This is a genomic window from Acinetobacter sp. F-1 (assembly GCF_022869025.1).
Classification (GTDB): domain Bacteria; phylum Pseudomonadota; class Gammaproteobacteria; order Pseudomonadales; family Moraxellaceae; genus Acinetobacter; species Acinetobacter pseudolwoffii.
On the sequence record NZ_JAJKFX010000009.1, the window covers coordinates 61,842 to 85,783 of the forward strand.

At 45.1% G+C, this 23,942-nt stretch carries 20 protein-coding genes; 9 read left to right on the forward strand and 11 right to left on the reverse strand.

The features are described 5' to 3' along the window. Positions 1-15: 15 nt before the first annotated feature. The 4 genes from hemH to LOZ91_RS09850 form a co-directional block, all read right to left on the reverse strand. A complete protein-coding gene (gene hemH, locus LOZ91_RS09835) occupies positions 16-1,029 on the reverse strand; it encodes a ferrochelatase (protein ID WP_244783111.1) in 1,014 nt (337 codons plus the stop codon). Positions 1,030-1,094: 65 nt separating this feature from the next. Then, the gene (locus tag LOZ91_RS09840) at positions 1,095-2,123 is read right to left on the reverse strand and encodes a DUF4062 domain-containing protein (protein ID WP_225553243.1); all 1,029 of its coding nucleotides are present in this window, start codon (positions 2,121-2,123) and stop codon (positions 1,095-1,097) included. A 118-nt stretch (positions 2,124-2,241) separates the two neighbouring features. Next, positions 2,242-3,114, reverse strand: a complete 873-nt coding sequence (gene murI, locus LOZ91_RS09845) for a glutamate racemase (RefSeq protein ID WP_034608802.1) — start codon at positions 3,112-3,114, stop codon at positions 2,242-2,244. Between the two features lie 48 nt (positions 3,115-3,162). Next, on the reverse strand, positions 3,163-3,774 hold the full coding sequence (locus tag LOZ91_RS09850) for a DUF1285 domain-containing protein (RefSeq protein WP_005095365.1): 612 nt from the start codon (positions 3,772-3,774) through the stop codon (positions 3,163-3,165). 186 nt (positions 3,775-3,960) lie between these two features. On the opposite strand from LOZ91_RS09850, the gene LOZ91_RS09855 reads away from it, so the two are divergent. Beyond that, a complete protein-coding gene (locus LOZ91_RS09855; RefSeq protein WP_005095364.1) occupies positions 3,961-5,673 on the forward strand; it encodes an electron transfer flavoprotein-ubiquinone oxidoreductase in 1,713 nt (570 codons plus the stop codon). A 229-nt stretch (positions 5,674-5,902) separates the two neighbouring features. On the opposite strand, the gene tusA is transcribed toward LOZ91_RS09855, so the two are convergent. Continuing rightward, complete coding sequence (gene tusA / locus LOZ91_RS09860; protein ID WP_005172942.1) at positions 5,903-6,163, reverse strand: sulfurtransferase TusA; 261 nt, start codon at positions 6,161-6,163, stop codon at positions 5,903-5,905. 202 nt (positions 6,164-6,365) lie between these two features. Between tusA and LOZ91_RS09865 the strand changes: the two genes are divergently transcribed. Further along, entirely contained in the window at positions 6,366-7,205 is an 840-nt protein-coding gene (locus LOZ91_RS09865; protein ID WP_005095361.1) for a CBS domain-containing protein, read from the forward strand. After that, the gene (lnt, locus tag LOZ91_RS09870; protein ID WP_244783112.1) at positions 7,202-8,761 is read left to right on the forward strand and encodes an apolipoprotein N-acyltransferase; all 1,560 of its coding nucleotides are present in this window, start codon (positions 7,202-7,204) and stop codon (positions 8,759-8,761) included. The genes LOZ91_RS09865 and lnt overlap by 4 nt, the downstream gene beginning before the upstream one ends. Positions 8,762-8,914: 153 nt before the next feature. Here the strand turns inward: lnt and LOZ91_RS09875 are convergent, their stop codons facing one another. The 3 genes from LOZ91_RS09875 to gspF all read right to left on the reverse strand — a co-directional run bounded on the left by LOZ91_RS09875 (position 8,915) and on the right by gspF (position 11,254). Beyond that, a complete protein-coding gene (locus LOZ91_RS09875; RefSeq protein WP_005095358.1) occupies positions 8,915-9,250 on the reverse strand; it encodes a hypothetical protein in 336 nt (111 codons plus the stop codon). Positions 9,251-9,534: 284 nt separating this feature from the next. Then, positions 9,535-9,969, reverse strand: coding sequence for a type II secretion system major pseudopilin GspG (gene gspG / locus LOZ91_RS09880; RefSeq protein WP_005095357.1), 435 nt, complete (start codon positions 9,967-9,969; stop codon positions 9,535-9,537). Between the two features lie 79 nt (positions 9,970-10,048). After that, positions 10,049-11,254 (reverse strand): type II secretion system inner membrane protein GspF, encoded by a 1,206-nt coding sequence (gene gspF, locus LOZ91_RS09885; RefSeq protein ID WP_074383949.1) that lies wholly within the window; start codon positions 11,252-11,254, stop codon positions 10,049-10,051. A gap of 150 nt (positions 11,255-11,404) precedes the next feature. Here gspF and LOZ91_RS09890 point away from each other — a divergent pair, with 150 nt between their 5' ends. From LOZ91_RS09890 to LOZ91_RS09915, 6 genes are all read left to right on the forward strand, one after another. Beyond that, on the forward strand, positions 11,405-13,627 hold the full coding sequence (locus LOZ91_RS09890; RefSeq protein ID WP_180185887.1) for a primosomal protein N': 2,223 nt from the start codon (positions 11,405-11,407) through the stop codon (positions 13,625-13,627). 76 nt (positions 13,628-13,703) lie between these two features. Beyond that, positions 13,704-15,557, forward strand: a complete 1,854-nt coding sequence (locus LOZ91_RS09895; protein ID WP_244783113.1) for a cation:proton antiporter — start codon at positions 13,704-13,706, stop codon at positions 15,555-15,557. A gap of 50 nt (positions 15,558-15,607) precedes the next feature. Then, the gene (locus LOZ91_RS09900) at positions 15,608-16,483 is read left to right on the forward strand and encodes an Hsp33 family molecular chaperone HslO (protein ID WP_005095347.1); all 876 of its coding nucleotides are present in this window, start codon (positions 15,608-15,610) and stop codon (positions 16,481-16,483) included. A gap of 323 nt (positions 16,484-16,806) precedes the next feature. Continuing rightward, positions 16,807-17,268 carry a DUF2147 domain-containing protein gene (locus LOZ91_RS09905; RefSeq protein WP_005095344.1) on the forward strand — a complete coding sequence of 154 codons (462 nt, stop codon included), beginning with the start codon at positions 16,807-16,809 and terminating at the stop codon, positions 17,266-17,268. Positions 17,269-17,727: 459 nt separating this feature from the next. After that, positions 17,728-18,060 (forward strand): chaperone modulator CbpM, encoded by a 333-nt coding sequence (locus tag LOZ91_RS09910; RefSeq protein WP_074383946.1) that lies wholly within the window; start codon positions 17,728-17,730, stop codon positions 18,058-18,060. A gap of 88 nt (positions 18,061-18,148) precedes the next feature. Beyond that, positions 18,149-18,412: a YdcH family protein gene (locus LOZ91_RS09915; protein ID WP_005095339.1), complete on the forward strand. Its 264-nt coding sequence runs from the start codon at positions 18,149-18,151 to the stop codon at positions 18,410-18,412. A 211-nt stretch (positions 18,413-18,623) separates the two neighbouring features. On the opposite strand, the gene pnp is transcribed toward LOZ91_RS09915, so the two are convergent. The 3 genes from pnp to recD all read right to left on the reverse strand — a co-directional run bounded on the left by pnp (position 18,624) and on the right by recD (position 23,921). Beyond that, a complete protein-coding gene (gene pnp / locus LOZ91_RS09920) occupies positions 18,624-20,711 on the reverse strand; it encodes a polyribonucleotide nucleotidyltransferase (protein WP_171063368.1) in 2,088 nt (695 codons plus the stop codon). Positions 20,712-20,971: 260 nt separating this feature from the next. Continuing rightward, a complete protein-coding gene (rpsO, locus tag LOZ91_RS09925) occupies positions 20,972-21,241 on the reverse strand; it encodes a 30S ribosomal protein S15 (RefSeq protein ID WP_004637724.1) in 270 nt (89 codons plus the stop codon). 898 nt (positions 21,242-22,139) lie between these two features. After that, positions 22,140-23,921: an exodeoxyribonuclease V subunit alpha gene (recD, locus tag LOZ91_RS09930; RefSeq protein WP_244783114.1), complete on the reverse strand. Its 1,782-nt coding sequence runs from the start codon at positions 23,919-23,921 to the stop codon at positions 22,140-22,142. Positions 23,922-23,942 lie beyond the last annotated feature (21 nt).

A 23,942-nucleotide genomic window follows, 5' to 3' on the forward strand; every position in this document is an offset into this window, starting at 1 on the left:
CACCTTAGTGAAAAATTAATGAGCAAGCGTTTGTGTCAATGCATCCAGATTAGCCTGTAGCAGACTGTTGAGCAATTGCAAATGGTCATCGCGGCTATTTAAAGCCGGTATATAACTGTAACTGCCGCCCCCCAGGGATTTAAAAGTCTCGGCATTTTCTATGGCAAGTTCCTCAAGCGTTTCCAGACAGTCAGCCGAGAATGCCGGGCTCATCACCTGCACGGATTTCACCCCCTGTTTGGCCCAGTCTTCCAGCAAAACATCGGTATAGGGCTTAATCCATTCCTGTTTGCCAAAGCGTGACTGAAAGCTAATCGCATATTGCTCTGCACTCAGCCCTAACGCCTGTGCAACCAGTTGTCCGGTAATACGACAACGATCGGCATAAGGATCGCCTTTGTCGGCATAAGGCTGCGGAATACCATGAAAAGACATTAACAGTTTTTCCGGCTGACCATGCACTGCCTGATAGTCACGCACGCTTTGCGCCAGAGCCTGAATAAATAAAGGATGTTGATAATAATCCCGAATGATGCTCAAACCAGGCAAATTGCGTTGCTTCACCACCCATTTTGCCAGGGCATCATAGAGAGGTGCAGTCGAAGTAGCAGAATATTGGGGAAATAGTGGAAATAAGATCACATGGTCCTGCGGCTGTTCAGACACTCTGGCCAAAACCTGCTGAATATTCGGATTGCCATAAGTCATTGCTGGCACCACATTCAACTCAAACTGCGGATAGAGCTGGGTCAAATGGGTTTTGACTGTATTGACCTGCTGCAACAGGATTTCACGCATCGGTGAATCCTCTCCCCAGACCTGTGCATAGGCCTGTGAAACCCGCTTAGGCCGAAATGGCAAAATGAATAAACGCAGGATTATTTGCCAAATGGGTTTCGGAATTTCAATCACCCGCTGATCAGACAAAAACTGCTTCAGGAAACGGCGTACTGCTGGAATCGTGGGCGCATCTGGCGTACCCAAGTTGGCCAATATAATCGTCACTTTAGCTTTAGCAGGAGAAGACATTCAGTTTATCCGTCATGGTATCAACCCCTGTACTTTAACAGTTTTTGATTGATTCTCTATATGGATTAATACACTGACTTAGATTGAAAAGTACGATCTAAATCCAGCAAACTGCTGTCCAGTAATTTTTGAGCTTTCGGCGTAATCTGCCAGAGCATGCGCTGGCGGTCATCCCGACCTGATGGCACAATCCAGTCATTCTGGCGCATCTGAATTTTCAGACTATGCAAGGCACGAATATTCATCTGGGCACGAGCCACGGCATGTGCACGTGGCATTTCTGCCCGTGCATCTTCCAGACCGTTTTCATTTAAATATTCATTCATCCGCTTGGAGAAAAACTCTTCCGGTGTCGGATTGACAAAGGTAGAACCCAGCAGGGCCAATAATTGCGCCCAAGTGAGTTTTTTCTGAACTTTAATTTCCTTAAAGTTTCCATCCTGATAAGCCTGCATCCGGTATTCAAAAGAAAAAACTTCATGCATGGATACTTTAGGCAGGCTCAGGAACGGATCTATTTTCGCCGTTCCACCATCACGCTCCAGTTGGCTCACTTTAGCCTTGAGCTGATCAATCTCGTCATGCAACGCCTGGGTATTTTGCGGACGCACCCATCCGGTCACCGGATAACGCTCCAGCATTTGCGGCATATTAAAACGTACTGCCATTTCCAGATCGCGCAAGCTGCGATAAGTAAAGACCTGGTCTACTTCCTGCTGCAATAATTGACGGAATTCCTTAAACTTTTCCCGTAATTCCGGCTTGGTATCATGTAATGAGCTTTCACGTGATGCCGGATCGTCATGCATAAACACAATAATCGGTTTTTGCTTGGTCACTGCATAGATGTATTCGAGGTGCATATAACCGACACCCGAGACAGACTGTTCCCCATACTGACTGCCTAGCAAAATCACTACATAGTCACAATCATCAATCTGGCGGCGTGAAAAAGCAGTATTCAGCGGCGTACGCTGTTCCAGTCCCCAAGAGAAGAACCCCATACCCACTAATGTTTGAGACAAAATGATACGTTCCGGCTGCATTTCTGCCCCAGAGGTTGAGATGAACACTTGGTATCGTTTATCCAGCATGGGCTATCCTCTTCTCCTGTACATTTGCATAAAAAATGCATGAATTCATGCATTTTGACACAATATGACCACCCCAAAATGAAAAAATATCGTTCTTTTAAAATTATAAAAATGAGTTTTAAACTGCACTCATATTACTGATCTGCCATTTTAAACCGGCAGGAATCAGGTGCTGCAAAACCGGCCGGAGCTGTTCAGCATTCTGCCCACTCACCACCAATTCAATTTTCATGCTTTCTTTACACTCATGCTCAAATAATAACTCATTTTTAATTAAAATTCGGGCCGTTTGTCTCGCAACTGCGAATCCTGAGTCAATTAATGTCAGCTTTTGACCAAAAATATACTGAATTGACGCTTTTAGGAAGGGGTAATGCGTACATCCCAGCACTAAATAATCAGCGCCTTGATCCACAACCGGTTGTAAAATCTCTATTAATGTCTGTAAACAGGCTTCACTCATCTGCTCTCCAGCCTCAACAAAAGGTACCAGTTCCAGACTGGTCACAGGCAGGACTTTAACCTGAGCCGGTTCGGCAAAACGGGAGATCACATCTTTAATCAGCTGCCCGCGAAAAGTGGCCGGTGTTGCCAAGACCGCAACTGTTTTCGACCGGGTATTCAAGACTGCAGGTTTAAGTGCTGGCACCAAACCGATAATTGGAAAGTTCTCGCCATAATAGTCACGCAAATAATCCAGACTAAAGGCAGAAGCCGTATTACAAGCCACGACTGCCACTTTACAGCCCTGACGATACAGCCATTCAATCGCCTGAGCAGTCAGGCTACGGATTTCCTGATCATCTCTCGGGCCATAAGGCACATGTGCAGTATCGGCATAATAGACAAAGCGTTCATTCGGCAGATGGCGGGCAATTTCCAGAGCCACCGATAAGCCGCCTACGCCCGAGTCAAAAATACCAATCGGCGCATCTGCTGTTGCGTTGGGCATCGGGTCTAATAGCGGGGAAATGGGTTGAATGGCGCTCATAACGGTCTGAATTGCGGTGTCAAAAACTCTAGCGACCAAGCTTAAACCTCAGGTGCTCAAATGCAAGTCTAAATCGCCACTTTTCAAACTTAAAACGGCTTCACCTGCCGGATTTTCATCAAGCTCTCCCATCTCGACCAGATGCAAAAATGCGGCACGCTGGATCAGGGCATTGATTCCAAAACGTACATGCACATAAGGTCGCAACTCATCTTTATATTCACGCATAAAGATCGGATGTTCAGCATCCACAATAATCAGGTCTTGGGTTGTGGTGCCCAGTTGTAAATAACTCAGTCCATTAATCTCGACCTGATCGACCTGATTGACCAATAAAGGTTCATCTTCCACTTCAATTTCAATCATTTCTACCGGTGTTTTTAGGTAGAATTTTCCCTGCTCTTTCCAAAGGACGGTTGCAAACAGGTCAATCATGGCTTGGCGTTTGATCAATTGACCTTCGTGCCACCATTCTCCATTGGCCAAAACCTTCAGATCCATTGTGCCACAATGCTTTGGCTGCCATTGCTCCAAAGGGGGAATTGACCTTTTGTGACCGCCCTGTGCATCTTTTAAGTATTGCGCGATATCCATTAAATTTTTATCATCAGGAGAAGTTACTTTTTTCGTCAGATGTTTGCTGGGTACTGGCTTATCCATAAAAGAAGACCTTAATGACGGAAAAATAATATGTTTCAGCCAATTGGCTAAAACTCGGTTTAAAACTATACTAGCCCAGATTATCAAAGACACCAGTATTTTTGTGTCTAGGAACCAAGAACACTTATGGCAGCACCCAATCATCCGATTATGGTTGCCACCGAATAGTAATATGAGGAGTCCTACATGGAACACATCGAACGTGAATCGATGGAGTTTGACGTCGTCATCGTCGGCGCAGGCCCTGCGGGTCTATCTGCTGCGATCAAAATCCGTCAACTTGCAATTGAAAACAACTTAAATGATTTGTCCGTTTGTGTCGTAGAAAAAGGCTCCGAAGTTGGCGCACATATTCTGTCTGGTGCTGTGCTAGAACCGCGTGCCATCAATGAATTGTTCCCGGACTGGAAAGAACAAGGTGCGCCGCTCAATGTGCCGGTGACTGAAGATAAAACCTTCTTCCTGCTTTCAGATGAAAAATCACAAGAAGCACCACACTGGATGGTGCCAAAAACCATGCACAATGATGGCAACTACGTCATCTCGCTCGGCAATGTGGTGCGCTGGTTAGGCCAAAAAGCAGAAGAACTGGAAGTTTCAATCTTCCCGGGCTTTGCCGCCTCAGACATTCTGTATCATGCAGATGGTACGGTAAAAGGCATCCAGACCGGTGACATGGGCATTGGTAAAGATGGCGAACCGACGCATAACTTTACTCCGGGTTATGAACTGCATGCCAAATATACGATTTTTGCTGAAGGCTGTCGTGGTCACCTCGGTAAACGTCTGATTGAACAGTTCAATCTGGCCAAAGATGCAGATCCACAGCATTACGGGATCGGCATTAAAGAACTCTGGGAGATTGATCCTGCCAAGCACAAACCAGGTCTGGTGATGCACGGCGCCGGCTGGCCATTGAATGAAACCGGTTCTTCAGGCGGCTGGTGGCTGTATCACGCTGAAAACAATCAGGTGACTTTGGGCATGATCGTGGATCTGTCCTACACCAACCCGCATATGTATCCATTCATGGAAATGCAGCGCTGGAAAACCCATCCTTTAATCAAGCAGTATTTAGAAGGCGGCAAGCGTATTTCTTATGGCGCCCGTGCCGTGACCAAAGGTGGCTTTAACTCGTTACCGAAGTTCACTTTCCCGGGTGGCTCACTCATTGGTGATGATGCCGGCTTCCTGAACTTTGCCAAAATCAAAGGCTCACATACCGCAATGAAATCCGGCATGCTCTGCGGTGAAGCGGTATTTGAAGCGATTGCGGCTGGTGTGGAAAAAGGCGGTGATCTGGCGATTGCACGTGTGGTTGAGGGTGACGATTTCTTTGTTAAGGAACTCACCGCTTATACCGACAAGTTCAACAACAGCTGGCTCAAAGAAGAGTTATACAATTCACGTAACTTTGGCCCGGCGATGCACAAGTTCGGTCAATGGATGGGTGGTGCATTTAACTTTATCGACCAGAACGTGTTCAAAGTACCATTTACCCTGCATGATCTGGTGCAAGACCATGCTGCACTGAAAACCCAAGCCGCTGAAAGCTTCAAGCCAAACTATCCAAAACCGGATGGCAAGCTGACTTTTGACCGTTTATCTTCTGTATTTGTATCGAATACCGTGCATGAAGAAAACCAGCCTGCGCATTTAAAGCTGACCGATGCCTCTATTCCGGTTGAAGTAAACCTGCCTAAATGGGATGAACCGGCGCAGCGTTACTGCCCGGCGGGTGTCTATGAAATCATGGAAAATAATGACGGTTCAAAACGTTTCCAGATCAATGCAGCCAACTGTGTACACTGCAAGACCTGTGACATTAAAGATCCGTCTCAGAACATCACCTGGGTAACACCGGAAGGTGGCGGTGGTCCTAATTACCCTAACATGTAATTCGGATAGTCCTTGCGCGAGCTCATACCCTAACATGTAATGTTAGGGTAATCTTGCGAATGAGGAATATATTCCGCAAGTTCTCATATCCGAATATTTAAGCTCTCATGAGAACAAAATAAACCCGCTCGAAAGCGGGTTTATTTTCTGGAGAATGGCGATAATATTATTTTTAAGATCGAATAGGAACTCTTATCAGATCATAAATTTCAAAAAAAATTCGGCCAATTTAGCCGCCCTTTTTCACCAGATAATGAAATTCTTTATTGCCGTTTTCATCCAGACACTCTTCCTGCAACAGCAATTCATGTCCCAAGTGCATGCAAAATTTTGGAATATCCCAAGAGGTTGAATTATCGGTAGCAAACACCTCAACCACATCACCGGCTTTAGATTTACGAATGGCCTGATGCAACATCATGACTGGCTCAGGACAACGTAAACCTCGGGTATTTAATTGCAGGCTTGGGATAATTTCAGTTGGGGACATCGATAGACTCAAGAGTGGAAGACTGAAAATATTTTAGCATAATCCCGCTCGGGCATTGCGGCTTTGCCAAAGTACACACGACTAAACGCAGCCCTGACTGATACGATCATGCCTGCACATCATATTTACAATAGACAAGCGTATTTTCTGCGGTATGATAAAACCACGTTTTTTTAGATATTAAGAGTCTTCAGGAAAAATCATGCACGAGGAATCAGGCCCGTCGTGGGGTATGCGCGGCTTACGTAAATGGCTGGGAACTGCACCCGAAACTCGCGACGAACTGCTAAAATTAGTACAAGATTCACGTCGATTTTTAGAACCCGATACTGTTGCCATGCTTGAAGGTGTACTTGACCTTCCGGCAACCAAAATTCGCGAAGTCATGACGCCTCGCACGTCGATGATCAGCTTACAGGAAGATGACCAACTGCTGGATATCCTGCATGTGTTGGTCGAATCTGCGCATTCGCGTTTTCCGGTCTTTTCCTCCGATCAAACCGATAATGTGGTCGGCATTCTATTGGCCAAGGATTTATTGCCTTTTCTGACCGAACCAACCTCCAAAGTCGATATTCGCGCACTGATGCGTCAACCCTTATTTGTGCCAGAGAGCGCCCGTTCCGATCAGGTGCTGCGGATGCTGAAAAACACCCAGACCCATATTGCCGTGGTGATTGATGAATACGGCACCACCTCGGGTCTGGTCACGCTGGAAGATATTCTGGAAGAAATTGTTGGTGAAATTGAAGATGAACATGACAATGCCGATGAAGAGGCACAGTTCATTGTTCCGGATAACGATCCAAACACCGCCAATACCTGGATAGTACAAGCTCTGACCCCGATTGAGCATTTCAATAATATGCTGGATGCGAATTTTTCTGACGATGAAGTGGAAACCATGGGCGGCTTGTTATTACAGGAAATTGGTCTGGTGAACGATCTTGAAGGTCAGACCATTGAACTGGAAAACTGGCAATTTACCATTCTTGAAGCAGATTCACGCTCTATTCACCTAATTCGAGCCGTGCGCCAATGAGAGCGTATTTCGACAAGCTGTTGAGTTCTGATCAACAGCAAAAACCGTTGCCGCTGATCTATCCTGTTTTAATTGCCTTATTTGCAGGTGCTATCTTCAGTTTGGCATTGGCTCCCTATCATTACTGGTGGCTGGCCATCCTGTCTCCGGCACTGCTCTATGCCTGCCTGCGTGGACGTAGTGCCAAACAGGCCTTTGGAATTGGCTGGGCCTATGGAATTGGCCTATGGTTTGTGGGCGCATTCTGGCTGTATACCTCCATTCATGTCTATGGCGATACCAGTGCATTTCTCAGTGTTGTAATGATCTTGATCATGGCACTGGTGATGGGCCTGTTTAGCGCCGTTCAAACCTTTGTCTATCGCCGCTTTTTCCCGGAAACCCCTTTGACCTTTGCCCCGCTTTGGGTTCTGTTTGAATGGTCTAAAACCTGGGTCTTTACCGGTTTCCCGTGGTTGTTTGCCGGCTATGCCTTTACCGAACGCTACCTAGATGCCTATGCACCTCTGTTTGGGGTGTTTGGGGTATCTTTTGTCGTGATTATTCTGGCCTGTACACTGGTCGAAATTCTGAACCGACGTCTGTTCTGGGCGGTTCCTGCTGCAATTTTACTATTCGGTGCCTGGGGCGCGGCTCAATTGAGTTTTGTGCAACCAAAGAATGAAAAGCCGCTTACGGTTTCTCTGATTCAGGGCAATATTCCGCAAGATCTGAAATGGCTGACTGAATATCAGGTAAAAACTTTATTGATTTATGCCAATCTGAGCAAGACCGAATGGGGCCGTGACCTGATTGTCTGGCCAGAGTCCTCAATTCCGATGTTCCAGACCGATATTGAAGCTTTTCTCGAAGCGATGAAAGTACAGGCTGAAAAATCGGGTACGGCTTGGGTGACCGGCATTCCGTATTGGGACTTACCAGAATCACAGGCTGCGGGTTATCCGAAATATTACAACAGCATTATGGCCACGGGTGATGAGTCGGAGGGTTTGTATAAAAAGCAGCGCCTGGTGCCCTTTGGTGAATATATTCCGCTGTCAGGCTGGTTAAGCTGGGTATTGCCAGGTTTACAGAATGATCCCTCTATGAGCGGCTTTACCCGTGGTGCGGACAATCAAAAACCATTGAATGTGAAAAACCATCCTTTAGGTTCCGCAATTTGTTATGAGGTTGCTTATCCAAACCTGACACGCCGCAATGCCAGTCAAAGTGACTTTTTAGTTACGGTCTCGAACGATGCCTGGTTTACCGGCACGGCAGGACCTTTGCAGCATCTACAAATGGTACAAATGCGCGCCAAGGAAAATGGCCGCTGGTTTATCCGTGCCACCAATACCGGCGTGACCGCCTTTATTGACCACAATGGCCATATTGTGAAAAAAGCCCCGATGGATCAGGAAGCGGTACTGCGGGGTGAACTTCCAGCCATGCAAGGCGAAACACCTTATATGAAACTGAGTGATTGGCCGGTGATGATCTTCTCGATTCTGCTCTTGCTGGTGGGCTGGCGCTTCCGTCCCCGTAAAGTGGATGTCAGCTTTAAGTCGAGAAGATAATTTCTTCAAGTCCCTCTTTTACAAAAGGGGATTTAGGGGGATTACTAGATATAACATCTTATCAATCTCTCCTAAGCTCCCTTTACGAAAGGGACGGACACTCAAGGCAATAAAAAACCGAGGTCAATGCCTCGGTTTTTTATATTTCAAATTTTAGAACTGAACTGCTAGATAAGAAATCATACTGGCGAGGGATAACATTGGAAGATAGCGGTAAGTTTGCACCATCATATTTTCGAATACAGACATCTGCCGTTGTTTTAATTGCAATACCGAGGCTTTCAATGCCGACCAGAAGCACAATGCAAATAATGAACTCATCAAACTGATGGCAAAAAAACCTACCATAATCTGGCTGCTACCCTCGGTAGTCTGCCATAAATGCAGAATGCCCTGACTAATCGGTAACATGCTTAAAACCAAAAGAACAGATTTCAGCATCGACCAATGAAATTGGTTTATTTCATCCCCTAAGATTAATGCTTTCATATTCTTCTCCGTTGGCTCGTCAAGTGCCGTTCAGATCATTATGAGCCTTTTTGGGTAAATAGAAAGTCTATATTTATTCATATTTTACGATAATTGTAATAGATAAATATGGGAATAATTCTTATTATAACTCGCATATACAAACTATTAATTAATTACAATAAATATCAAAAACTTAGATTATAATTTATAATTAAGAGTTATTATCACTTCACTTAGTATTGAAAACGTCTATTAAGTGAAGTGATATATTCCATCTATTGAGAGTTTATATTGATTCTCAATCAAGGCTGATAATAAATATCAGCATCGGTGCCTTCACCACCCGACTGACCATCTGCACCGAATGAATACAGATCAAAAGTACGACCATTGGTGCCCGGCATCACATATTGCAGATCATTATCCCAACTGTCTTTAGGATAGCCGCCCTTGACATAGCCGCCCGGCAACCAGTTTTTCGCAGTCGCTGGCTGATTCACCAGTGCATCCAGACCACCTTCCTGCATGCTTGGATATTTGCCATTGTCCAGCTTATATTGGTCCAGTGAACCAGCAATACTCTGTAACTTGATCACAGTGGTATCCACTTTGGCCTTTTCACCGCGTCCCATCACGTTCGGTACAATCAGTGCAGCAAGCACACCGAGAATCACAATCACCACCATCACTTCGATTAAGGTAAAGCCCGTCTGTTTATTTAATTGATTCCTTTTCATTCAATCTCTCTCATTCATTTGCATCATTCACAACATTCAATTTAATTTTAATACCACGAGAATTTTAACTTGATTCTGTTTAAATCATATTATTCATATTGACGATTGGCAGCATCACCGCAATCACAATGACCAAAACGATACTGGCCATTAGCACCAGCATTAAAGGTTCCAATAAGGCCAGTAAAGTCGAAATCAGCGTGGTGACTTCCCGATCCTGCATCTGTGATGCACGCTCCAGCATGCGATCCAGTTCGCCCGAGGCTTCGCCACTTTTAATCATTTGTACCATCATCGGTGGAAAATAACCACTGCGCTCCAGCTGGGTTGCCAGGTTGCCGCCTTCGGTGACTTTTTCCGCTGCCAGATTGACCGCATCACGAATCACCCAGTTATTACTGACTGCAGCGCCAATCCGTAGGGCATCGACCAGAGGCACGCCTGACTGGGTCAAAATGGATAAGGTACTGGCAAAACGTGCGGCATTAATCCCGCGTGATAATTTTCCAAATAAAGGCAGTTTCAGGGTTAAACGGTCGAAGGCATAATGCCCGGCTGTGGTTCTTAAGAATCGTATCAGCAGGGAGATGCCCAAGAAACCGCCAACCAAGAGAAATGGCCACGCAATACGAATAAAATCACTGGCTTTCATCAAGGCGACCGTAATCCACGGTAAGGCATCTTTGCTTTGATCAAAAGTCTTGACGATATCTGGCACCACATAAGTCATCAGCCCCATCACGATGGCAAAAGACATCAGCATCAAAATAATTGGATAGACCATCGCGCCTTGAATTTTTTTCTGCATGGCAAAACGGTTTTCGGTATAGTCAGCCAATTGATCCAGAATCAGATCCAGATGCCCGGAACGTTCACCGGCCGCAATGGTGGCAATATACAATTCTGGAAACCGCCCGGACTGTTGCAGACCCTGCGCCAGACTATGCCCCTCCAGAACCTTGGAACGCACCGACATCAGCAGATTTTGTACATGTACTTTTTCGCTTTGCTTGCCGACGGCGCGGATGGCTTCTTCCAGCGGAATCGCGGCGGCGACCAGGACAGATAATTGCCGGGTCATTAAGGCCAGATCATAAGCGGTAATGCTTTTTTCAAACCATTTCCGCCGATCATGTTTGTCTTTTTTCTCGACAGGATCAACAGAGACCGGAATAAGTGCTTTATCCCTTAACTGTTGCCGGATCTGACGTGCAGAATCCCCCTCCAGCACGCCTTTTTGCTGCTTTCCTGAAGCATCAAGCGCAATAAACTGATATGCAGGCATTGTAATGCTCTAATTTTCCAAAATTTTGCTTAACGCTGTTGCGTCAGACCACCGAAATCATTCATATTCTTTGATATAAATTATCTGCTCACTCTACCATAATCGAACTTTAAGCACGACGAAATTTCTTCAGGATATCCAGCACCAGACATGCAAAATTCTCATACCGATTCTAGTCCACTTTGTCGCGTACGCGTTGCTGTACCTGTGCATGTATTCGATTGTTTTGATTACAGTATGAATGCAGAACAATTTGAGCAGGCCCAGGTCGGCGCACGCGTATTGGTATCTTTTGGACGACAGAATCTGGTTGGGGTGATTATCGAAAAGCTCTCCGCAGATACTCCGGTCGACCCACGTTTTAAACTCAAGCCCGTCACTGAATTGCTGGATGAACGTGCCATCATAGACCCTAAAGTTTTAAGTTTGTTGACATGGTCGGCACAGTATTATCAGTTTCCGATGGGTGAAGTGGTGCACAGTGCCCTGCCAACGCTGTTACGCCAAGGTAAGCCTTATAACCTGCTGGCCCGCACCTGGAAACTTCTGAACCCTGATGCTGAAGCTAAAATACGCCGTTCGGAAAAGCAGCAGGAAGCCTACCGGATTTTAAAACTGCATCCGGTTGGCACCACTGAAAATGTATTGAATTTGGCCGGAATTGAAACTGCGACCTTAAAAGCACTGGAGAAAAAAGAGATTTGTACCTGTGTGCTGGAGCCACAAGATTTCAGTCCACAGCCGATGCAATTGGCGCAAATGCCGCTAACCGCTAATCCTGAACAGAAACATGCCATTGATCAGGTATTAAAGTATCGCAATCAATATCAGGCTTTTTTACTGGATGGTCTGACCGGCAGCGGCAAAACCGAAGTCTATCTACAAATCATGCAACAGGTGCTGAAACAGGGCAAGCAGGTTTTGGTGCTGGTGCCGGAAATTGGTCTGACCCCGCAAACCATCAGCCGTTTCCAGTCGCGTTTTCAGTGTCATATCGCGCTATTGCATTCAGGCCTAAACGATACAAAACGTCTGCAAGCCTGGCAGGCAGCAGAGACTGGCAAAGCTTCAATCATCCTCGGCACACGTTCCGCCATCTATACCCCCATACCGAATTTGGGTCTGATCATTCTGGATGAAGAACATGATTTGTCTTTTAAGCAGCAGGAAGGTTTCCGCTATCATGCCCGCGATGTGGCGCTGTACCGCGGCCATTTACAGCAATGTCCAGTGCTGCTGGGATCAGCGACACCAAGTATCGACAGTTATGCGCTGGTTGAACATGGCAAAATGCAGGTGCTGGAGCTGAATCAACGTGCCGGCACAGCCTTAATGCCGAAAATCCATATTCTGGATTTAAAGGTGGCACAGAAAAAGCATGGCATCAGTCTGCAACTGATTCAGGACATCAAAAAGCGTCTGGAGAAAAAAGAACAGGTACTGATCTTTTTAAACCGCCGTGGCTATGCCCCCGTCCTGCTTTGTGGCAGTTGTGGCTGGCAGGCACAATGTCCGCACTGCGATGCCAATTTTACTGTGCATCGCCAGCCTTATCAGCATCTGCATTGCCATCACTGTGGCACCATTCACCGAATGCCGGAGCACTGTCCGCAGTGTCAGCATCAGGAACTGGTCACACTGGGTATGGGCACTGGCAAGGTCGAAGAACATCTGAATGAACTTTTTCCAGATCATGAAGTGATTCGGGTCGATCGCGATTCCACCAGCCGGGTGGGTAGCTGGCAAAAAATCTATGACAAGATTCAAAAAAGTGAACCCGCGATTCTGCTCGGCACCCAGATGCTGGCCAAAGGGCATCATTTTCCTTATGTGACGCTGGTGGCGATTCTGGATATTGATTCCGGTCTGCTCAGTGTGGATTTCCGTGCCACCGAACGTACCGCACAACTGATCGTTCAGGTCGCAGGCCGGGCTGGACGTGGTGAACACAAAGGCGATGTCTATTTGCAGACGCTCAGACCGGATCATGCCCTGCTGAATACCTTGGTCAATGAAAATTATCGTGTGTTTGCCCAGCAGACCTTAAAGGAACGGCAAATTGCCCAGATGCCGCCTTATCGTTATGCCATCCTGATTCGCTGCGAATCCAAGGATCAGGCACAAAATACCGAATTCTTACAGAAACATGCGGCATTCCTCAGGCAATATCCTGATCTGGTGCTGGACATCTGGGGACCAATTCCTGCGCCGATGGAACGTAAGGCTGGGCGCTATCAGTCGCATATGGTGCTCTTGTCAGCAGATCGTCCACGTTTGCATTACTATGTGCGCAGCTGGTGGCAGAATATGCTGCAGGACAAACCTTCAAGCATGAAGCTGACACTGGACATTGACCCCCAAGAACTCAGCTAAGAGAAATTGCATCTGAGTCCATGTCCGGGACATACGCATCAACGTCTGGATCAAGCATAAAATTTAGGACAGGAAAATGTCGATACTGTTACAAATAACACTGGTTTTGGTGGTCGCACTGTTAATAGTGCCACTGAGTAAAAGGCTCAGACTACCAAGCGTACTGGGCTATCTGTTAACAGGACTGATCTTAAGTCCGGGTGTTTTGCATCTGATTCAGACTCCAGACCTGATGAACAGTTTCATGAACGTCAGCCTGCTGGCACTGCTGTTCTGGATCGGGCTGCAACTCAGACCACAACGCATCGCCCAGATCAGTCAATCACTGTGGATGACGGCTGCTTTGCAGGTACTAATGAGTGCCTTGATTTTTAGCCTGCTGGCCTGGATTTTTCTACAACAAAGCCTGCTTGCCAGTATTGTGATTGGACTTGCTGGCAGTCTGTCAGCCATGACCTTGGTGATTCAACAACTCCACAATCAGGAACAGTTTGCCACCAGCTATGGTCAACAGACCTATTCAATCCTGCTGCTGCATGCCCTGCTGGCCATTCCTGTGATTGCCGCCATTCCTTTATTTAGCGGAATTCCCTCGACCGAACACGGAGTGGCTTATTTTGCCGCAATGATCACCACTTTTACCGGCTTGTTCCTGTGTAATCGCTATCTGATGCAGCCACTATATCGCTGGATTGCAAAAAGTGGCAGTCACGAACTGCATGCCATTGTGGCGATTGCGGTAACTTTGGCACTGCTGCTCTTGATGAATACGCTTGGGCTGAATCTGTTTCTTGGCGCTTTATTTGCCGGGATTTTACTGGCAGATTCAGATTTCCGGCCCGCGGTAGAAAGCACCATTCGGCCTTTTCAGGGCTTATTGATGGGCCTAGCCTTTATCAGTCTGGGCATGTCATTACAGCTATCTGATCTGTTGAATTTCCTCTGGATCATTCTCGGTGGCACTTTCACTTTGATCTTGGTCAAGTTTGCAATCAGTTTGGTATTGGCGCGTTATCATCAAAATAGCTGGCGCAACAGTAGCTTGCTGGCAGCCAGCCTGGCACAAGGTGGCGAGTTTGCCTTGCTGGCGCTGGTGATTGCGGTATCCGACCAGATCATCGCAGCCAATCTGCTGTCTCCCTTGCTCTGGATGGTGAGTTTCTCATTATTACTTAGCCCGGCATTTTACTGGTTATTACACAGTCAGGTTTTACCGCGTCTGGATCAAAACAATCATCTGGCTGCGACCTTTGAAACCGATTCCAGTCCTCAAGCCAGCCCCCCTATTTTGCTGATTGGATTTGGCCGCTTTGGACAAATTATTGCCCGGATTTTACTGCAACAACAGCATGTATTTAGTGTCATGGACAGCAATGTGCCAGCCACTGAACTGCTTGCGCAGTATCAAATTCCTTTCTATCAGGCCGATGCGACAGAGCCAGAAACTTTGGCACATGCAGGAATTGCGATGGCCCAGCAAGTGATTATTGCCATTGATGATATTGAAGATTCGATGCTGATCGTGCGGTATATCCGGCTGAATTATCCTGAAACTTGTTTATGGGTACGCGCACGTGATCGTCATCATGTGCATCTGTTACAGGATTTAGGTGTAGAGAAAATCTGGCGTGAAAACTACTTTTCAGCACTGGAAATGAGTGAGGCTTTGTTAAGCCAGTTGAATACTGCTCCGGAAGAAAGTCAGCAACAGATTGAATACTTCCGCGCACATGATGAAAAATTACTCAACAGTCAATACCATCTGGATTCGGATCAACACGCAAGTTATGAACATCACCGCAGTAGCTTGGCAGAACTCGAACATCTGTTTGCGCAGGATCAACGCAACAAAGTTCAAAAAACAGATACACAGCCGCAACAGGATACAAACGGCGCAGGAATTGATGCGTTAAGAGATGATCTGTCATAACTTGTGTTTTACAATAATGACACCATTAAAGCAGGGTTATGGAGAATTTTATGTCTGATTTACGCCAACGCTTTTTTATTGAAGATAGCCCTGTTCGTGGTGAAGTGGTGCATCTTGAAGAAGCTTTACAAACCATTTTAGCGCAACGTGACTATGCACCTGCGGTCAAGATTCTGTTGGGTGAAATGCTCACTGCGACTGCACTGCTTGCCAGCACCTTGAAGATTAAAGGGCGTATCAGCCTGCAAATTCAGGCATCGGGCACATTTAAATGGGCAATGGCTGAATGCAACCACCTGGGTGAAGTTCGCGCTTTGGCGGACTATGAAGAAGATCCGCACTTTCTGGTGGGTGAAGACAGCAGCACCATCTTAAAGTCACTGGTTTCTCCAGTGCTGTTTATCAATATCGAACCAGAATTTGGTGAGCGTTATCAAGGTATTGTGCCGCTGGACAAAGAAAATCTGGCTGGCTGCCTCATGCAGTATTATGACCTGTCTGCACAGATTCCAACGCGCATTGTACTGGCAAGCGACCATCAGCGCGCCGGTGGTTTACTGATTCAGCTATTGCCACGGAATAGTGAAGAAGAACAGCGCCGTGTTGATGAAGATTTATGGCCGCGTCTGACCATGCTCACTGAAACCTTGAAAACTGAAGAACTAATCGGCCTGCAAGCCACTGACATTCTTTACCGTTTATATAATGAGGAAGAGGTGCGCTTACCAGAAACTGAAGCCTTGAAATTTGGCTGTACCTGCTCTAAAGAGCGCTGTGCAGTGGCCTTACAACAGATTGGCGTAGAATCAATACGTGAAACACTGGAATTCCAGAATCCGATCAAAATGGATTGTCAGTTCTGTAATAGCCAATATACCTTTACAGCCGAAGAGGCCTTAGGTCTATGTGGTGAACATCTAAGCTAAACGGTGCTAAGCATGAGTTTAAAAAAGCATTCCTCAGGAGTGCTTTTTTATGTTTTAAAATTTACATGACGAAGCTCAACAGAGCATATTTACCTCCAGTAGAAAACCTGCCTATTCACTGAATCAGATCCTCAGATAAACCCCACCTCAAAATCCCATTTAAATTATAAGACTATTCACATTAACAAAGACCAAATAATCATCGTTTTAAAAAAATTATGAGAATACAATCACATTTTATAGTATTGATTTAATTATGCTTTTAAAATAAATTAGAGTAATAATTCTAAAATGAATACAGTATCAAATTTAACAGGTATGTTATGAAAAAATTATTGAACACTCTAGTGATGGGGATAAGTTTGGCTGCGGTTTCTAGCTTGGCCTTTGCCTATGAAGATCCGTTAGTGGGTAAATGGAAAACCATTGATGATCAATCAGGCTATTCTCGTGCGGATGTAGAAGTTCGTAAGAAAGCGGATGGTAGCTATGAAGGAATAATTGTCGCAACACGTAGCTTGCCTGGCGCAGAGAAAATGGGCATCTGTCATAAATGTCCAGGTCAGCTCAAAGACAAACCGTTTATAGGCCTGCCGTTTATCTGGGATTTTAAAGCAGATCCGAAAAAGCCACGTGAATACCATGACGGCAAAGTGCTTGATCCGATCAGTGGCAAAATTTACAAAGGCAAAGCACGCCTAAGCGCCAATGGCAAACGTCTAACCTTGCGTGGTTATGTCGGTGTCTCAGTAATTGGCCGCAGTGTAACCTGGATAAAACATTAATTTCAGAAAGATTTTCAAAGCCTCTGTATCAGGGGCTTTTTCTTTGTCATGATTTGAAACAATAAGGTACAAATAAAAACTGTTTTGGCGCGGCTAAAGTCATAATAATGGATCGAAGACGGTTATTTTTTATCCATTTATGATGATCAATCTTCAGCCTTGTTCAATTCTGTCATCAGGTCTGCTTTGCCGTCCTCATAGGGCAGCGTATATTCAACACAGGAAAGTGTTTGAACACACTCGGTCAATAAAACATAAAACTATAAAAACAGCGTTCACTTTCACCTTCTCTTATTCGCGCGTTCCTGAGGCATTGAATACCGGAACATATCGATTTTTTTCTCGTGATCATTTGAGTCATCACTCTGAGTCTGCATATCCGAAGAATAGAAAGCGTTTTACTTCAGCACCTTTTCATTCTCTCAATTTTGCACACTTGGCTGTTTAAGGAGTAGAGCCATGACTACAATTCAGTACCAAGAAAGCTTTTCACAGGACTATACCCCGTCAGAAATTATGGACGATCACTCATTTGACCTCATCCACTTCGCAGAAGCATGCGGACAAAGCCCGGAATGGGTCATGCAATTGATTGAACATGGAATTCTGCCCGATCGTTCTCCTATCACGCCAGCCAGCACTTTCCTCGGTGAGGATATTTCACGTGCACAACGCGCCTATCGCCTGCAACGCGATTTTGATGCGTCATTTACCGCAGTCGCGATGATGCTGGACCTCATCGATGAAGTGCAGGAGTTACGCCGCGAGGTCAAACATTTGCATTTTAAGTAAGTCCTTTGATGCTCTGTCTATCTGTATCTTTCGCTGCAGATCAGGGCATATTTATTTTTAATTTGATGATTAGAGTATAAAAAGCGCTATGAAAACCAAAGATTGTAATAAAAAAATGAAATACATGTTTCCCGAATACCGCGACTTGATTGTGCAACTTCGCGAGGAAAATCCATACTTTGCCAAATTATTTGAGGAACATAATGAGCTGGACAGGAAAATTAGTCAGCTTGAACTCGACCCGGTCAATCATATCAACAATGATATTGAAGCGATCAAGCGTAAAAAGCTAAAATTGAAAGATGAAATTTATCGTCTGTTAAAAAGTTCTGAAGCCGATCCCCTGACCTAAGATCAACTGCTTAATACAGACTCAGATCGTTCAATACCATCGTGCGACAATCGTTGACAGCCTGTGGGCCGATTCAAACATTTTGGCCAGATGTGCGGAGATTTTCCGAAGCATAAAAAAAGCCCTGAACAGCCAAAGTAAGCACTTTGATCAAGCTCAGGGCTTTTGATATTTCATTCCCATGAGCTAACTCATGGGAATATTCAGTAGATTAAACTTGTTCGATGTCTTTCATGGTCAATTTGATACGGCCACGGTTGTCAACGTCTGCAACCTGTACCTTCACTTCTTGACCTTCTTTCAATACATCTGCAACGTTCGCAATGCGTTCGTTCGAGATTTGAGAGATATGAAGTAAACCATCAGTACCCGGAAGAATATTCACGAACGCACCGAATTCAACGATACGAATCACTTTACCCACGTAAATTGTACCTGGTTCGATCTCAGCAGTTAATGCTTGAATCTTCGCAACTGCAGCAGCTGCTGCCGCTTTAGTTTCACCGAATACGCGAACTGTACCGTTATCTTCGATATCGATTGCAGCTTTCGTTTCTTCAGTAATCGCACGAATCGTCGCGCCGCCTTTACCGATTACATCACGGATTTTGTCCGGGTTGATGTTGATCACTTGGAATGTTGGTGCATGCATCGAAATTTCAGGACGAGCGCGTGAAATTACTTGGTTCATCTCATTAAGAATGTGCATACGACCGGCATAAGCCTGGTTCAATGCAGACTCCATGATCTCTTCAGTAATCCCTTCGATCTTGATGTCCATTTGCAGTGCAGTAATACCGTTTGCAGAACCTGCGACTTTAAAGTCCATGTCGCCAAGATGATCTTCATCACCCAGGATGTCAGAAAGAACTGCGAAACGCTCGCCTTCTTTTACTAGACCCATTGCAATACCCGCAACTGGTGCTTTAAGTGGAACACCTGCATCCATAAGTGATAGAGAAGCACCACATACAGAAGCCATTGAAGATGAACCGTTCGATTCTGTGATGTCAGATACGATACGGATCACGTACGGGAAGCGGTCAGCTGCAGGAAGAACTGCTTGAACACCACGACGTGCTAGACGACCGTGACCGATTTCACGACGCTTAGGACCAGATTCACGACCCGTTTCGCCTACAGAGTATGCAGGGAAGTTGTAGTGAAGCATGAAGTTGTCAGTTTTAGTACCTGCAAGGGTATCAACCATCAACGCATCACGCGTGTTACCCAAAGTTGTTGTGACCAATGCCTGAGTTTCACCACGTGTGAACAATGCAGAACCGTGTGCACGACCTAATACGCCCACTTGTACATCGATTGCACGAACAGTTTTAGTATCACGACCATCAATACGTGGCTTACCAGACAAGATGTTGTCACGAACCGTGCGGTATTTAAGATCTTCGAAGAGTTCGTTTACTTCGTCAGCAATACCTGTTTCATCTTCTTCAGGAACGAACTGAGCAACCGCTTCTGCGTGAAGTGCATCAAGCGCCGCATAACGGTCTTGTTTCACAGCAATTGTGTAGGCTTCAGAGATTTTCGCTTCGAATGCATCTTTTAATTGACCAAGAAGCGCTTCATTTTTGCTTGGAGCAACCCAAGTTGACTCAACTGCGCCAGCTGCTGCAGCAAATTCTTTGATCGCTTGAATCGCGATTTGCATTTCGTCATGACCGAACAATACAGCGCCCAGCATTTGGTCTTCTGAAAGTTCTTTCGCTTCAGATTCAACCATCAATACTGCAGCTTCAGTACCTGCTACAACCAGATCAAGATCAGACTCTTTTAACTGTTCGTGGTTCGGGTTCAGGATGTATTCACCGTTGATCAAACCAACGCGCGCGCCGCCGATTGGACCACGGAAAGGCGTACCTGCAATCGACAATGCAGCAGAAGTACCCAGCATTGCAGCAATGTCAGCATCCATGGTTTTGTCAGATGAAATTACTGTTGCAGTCACTTGAATTTCGTTGAAGTAACCTTCTGGGAACAATGGACGAATTGGACGGTCGATCAGACGTGAAATTAAAGTTTCAGCTTCAGACTGACGGCCTTCACGCTTACCATAACCACCCGGGATACGGCCTGCAGCATATTGCTTTTCTTGGTAGTTAACAGTCAATGGGAAGAAGTCTTGACCGGCTTTTGCTTTAGGTTGCGCTACAACAGCAACAAGAACCTGTACGCCGCCCATGGTGATCACAACAGTGTTTGCTTGACGTGCAACGCGACCTGTTTCAAGAATCACGTTGTGTTGACCGAATTGGAATTCTTTACGAATAATATTAAACATCGACATGTTTTATTTTTTCCTAGTTCTTGTGAACAATTATTCTAGTGGAGACCCCTAAGGTTTGGCATTCACGACCATACTAGACGAACAAATGACAAAGCTTAGAAGCCGACCTCACCAGATTAAATACTATTTTTAAACACAAAGAAGGAGCGAAACATTCGCCCCTTCCACTGGCCTAGCCAAAAGCTAAACCGACTTTAGTTTTCAGCAATAAAGCACAAAGCATGCAATAACCCGAAAATAAAGTTTAAATCGAATTAACGACGTAAACCTAAAGCACCGATCAATGCTACATAACGACCGTGGTCTTTACCATTTAGGTAGTCAAGCAGCTTACGACGTTGGTTAACCATACGGATTAGACCGCGACGGCTATGGTGGTCGTGTTTGTGCTCTTTGAAGTGACCTTGTAAGTCATTGATTTGAGCAGTCAAAAGAGCTACTTGAACTTCTGGTGAACCAGTGTCGTTTTCAGCGCGTGCGAATTTAGCAATGATCTCTGCGCGATCTGCGTTAGTTAAAGCCATTCGATTTCTCCGAGATGCTTATATATTTTGATAAAAATCAATGTAATGAGAATTCAAAACTTTGACTGCCGTGCATCACTACAGCAAGTTGTATATTTTAAGGGAAAATGCGCCAAATTGCAAAAATAGATCAGCACTTTTAAATGTTTTCAATCGGTGATTTATTTAAAGCGAAGCTGTTGTCCATTGATCCTGAGTTATTCAAGATCTGTACTGTTTTAAGCGAGATCGTCTAGACCACTTAAATAGAGAAATCGACCTAAGCAATTAGAACGCTTTTTCTATTGTTTTAATGTACCGTCGTCTGTCTGAATAAAAAATAGATAAAAAAAAGCCCGAGTTTAGTCGGGCTTTTTGGCGCTGTAGTTCTTTCTCTTATCATTATTATTTATTGTGTTTTTTATAGCGTTTTACGCTTGTTATTATTTTCAAACATCCTGTTGAAAAATCACCTTCCTTGTGTGGTAGATTTTGCCATATTCTACAAAGACAAGTAGAGGCATTTAGCGTATCTTGCTGTAAGCTATTTCGTACAATAACTAGCCTAAAAGTTGCATAATATTACATTAATACCACTTTATTTAACCTAATTCGCTTAAATCCAGCCATTCCACAACAATATCCAACTTTAGAATTAAGGTAAATATCTAGTATTTTGAAATATAAATTAATTAAATATAAAAAAGCCTTGTAGTCTCTCCCAAAACTACAAGGCTTAGCGGCTGTAAGTTTCCTCTTTTTACTTACCTCACTGTAAGTTCGCTGTCTACTGACATTCTTTTTATAATTATACGATTATGCTCAACTTTCCGTGTTGAGTTATTTTGTATGACCAATCTTCTCAAAAACTGATTAAAAGCTCTATGCGGCAATTTCTTGAATCCGTGTAAGCTTTTACCTACAAGATCTGATTATTTTTTGCCAATAAACTAGTAGATTGTTCAAGTATTTTTTGACTTAAACCACTTTTACGTGTGGTTCGTACGCATAAGGCTTGTGTAAAAGCGTCACAATCTACCAATAAACTGACCACTTTTTTAGCACGGGTAATTGCAGTATAAATCAACTCTTTACTTAATAGATTTTGCGCATATTGATCCAGCACCACTGCGGTATGTGCAAATTCTGAACCTTGAGATTTGTGAATGGTCAGTGCAAAAGCGGTTTCTATACTCTTTGGCAAACGGGTGGCTAAGACCCATTTTTCCAGACTCGGAAAATAGACTTCAAACTGGCACTGACCAGACTGCTCACGTAAAAAACAGATGCCAATATCACCATTGGATAAACCCAGTTGATAATCGTTATAGGTCATCATGACCGGCCGCCCGACATACCAGTCACCCTGCTTCAGTTGACCTTGAGCTGCTAAAAAGCGTTGTTCAATCTGTAGATTGATTTTGAATAAGCCCAGATCACCAGAACGAATCGCAGTTAAAATACGGTAATCATCAAATGATCTCACCACCTGTTGTACATATTGCTCGAAATTATCTAAGCCTTGCTTATTTTTGACAACCTGTGTATAGGCCTGATAACCATACATCAACTGGTCATAATATTGATTCAATGTAGTGGCCGTCTGTTCAGCACCAGGCGCTAAATATTGCAACTGGAGCTGGTCAATCTCAACCTGATCCAAGGCGAGGGCTTGTAATTCACTGGCAGTGACAATCTGCTGCTCAAATTTTTGCAGGACACTGGCAGCTTCATGCTGCTGCTGAATAAAATCAGCCATTGCCCCAATCTTGGCCCCTGCTTTAAAACGTCGTGTGGTGATTAAGTTGACCCGATTATCCTGCAAAGTCGCAACCTGTTGCAGATCTGCCAGAACGGTACCGACATCCACAGAAGCCAACTGGTCTGCATCGCCAAGTAAAATCAGACGTGCCTGAGATGGTACAGCAGCCAGCAACATCTGTGACAGACTTAAATCCAGCATCGAGGCTTCATCGACCACAATTACGTCATAGGGCAAAGGCTGTTTGGCATGAAAACGTGGCTGTCCGCGCGTGCCCAATCCCAATAAACGATGCAGGGTCACGGGTTGTAACTGTTGTAGTGCAGCTATTTCAAACTGCTGCAAAACTTCAGTCTGTAAGGCTTTTTGCAGCGCTTCTTTCATCCGCTGTGCAGCCTTTCCGGTCGGCGCGGCCATGGCAATCCGGATATTCGGCAGCGCATCATATAAAACTGCAATAATATGCGCCAGCGTATAAGTTTTACCGGTTCCCGGCCCGCCAGTAATAATACTGAAGGCTTGCTCTGCCACCATTTGCAGGGCTTTTTGCTGCTGTGGATCTGAGAGCAGACTGCGGTCACGTGCTGTTAACTCCAGGGCTGCAATAGACTGGGTCTTGATTCGTGCTATATGCGTTGCCACTGCCTGTTCCAGCTGCCAGTAGCGGTACAGATATAAATGCTGATCTTCAAACACCAAGGGGGCAATACCCGTGCCTTGCTGAGCATGATCACGCACCAGATTATGCAATAATGCCATTTGTTGAGGGAGCGCTTCAATGCAGCTATCGCCGGCCTGCATCGCCTCAAGCAATTGCTGAATCAGTAATTTTGCTGCCGGATCAAATGTAGCCGAGCTAAATGGAGGCTGACATAAATAGTCAATCCAGGCCATCAAACTGGCGTTTTGTTGCGACACGTGATTCTGCTCATTTTCCACACAGTTATCCTCAAAGTTATC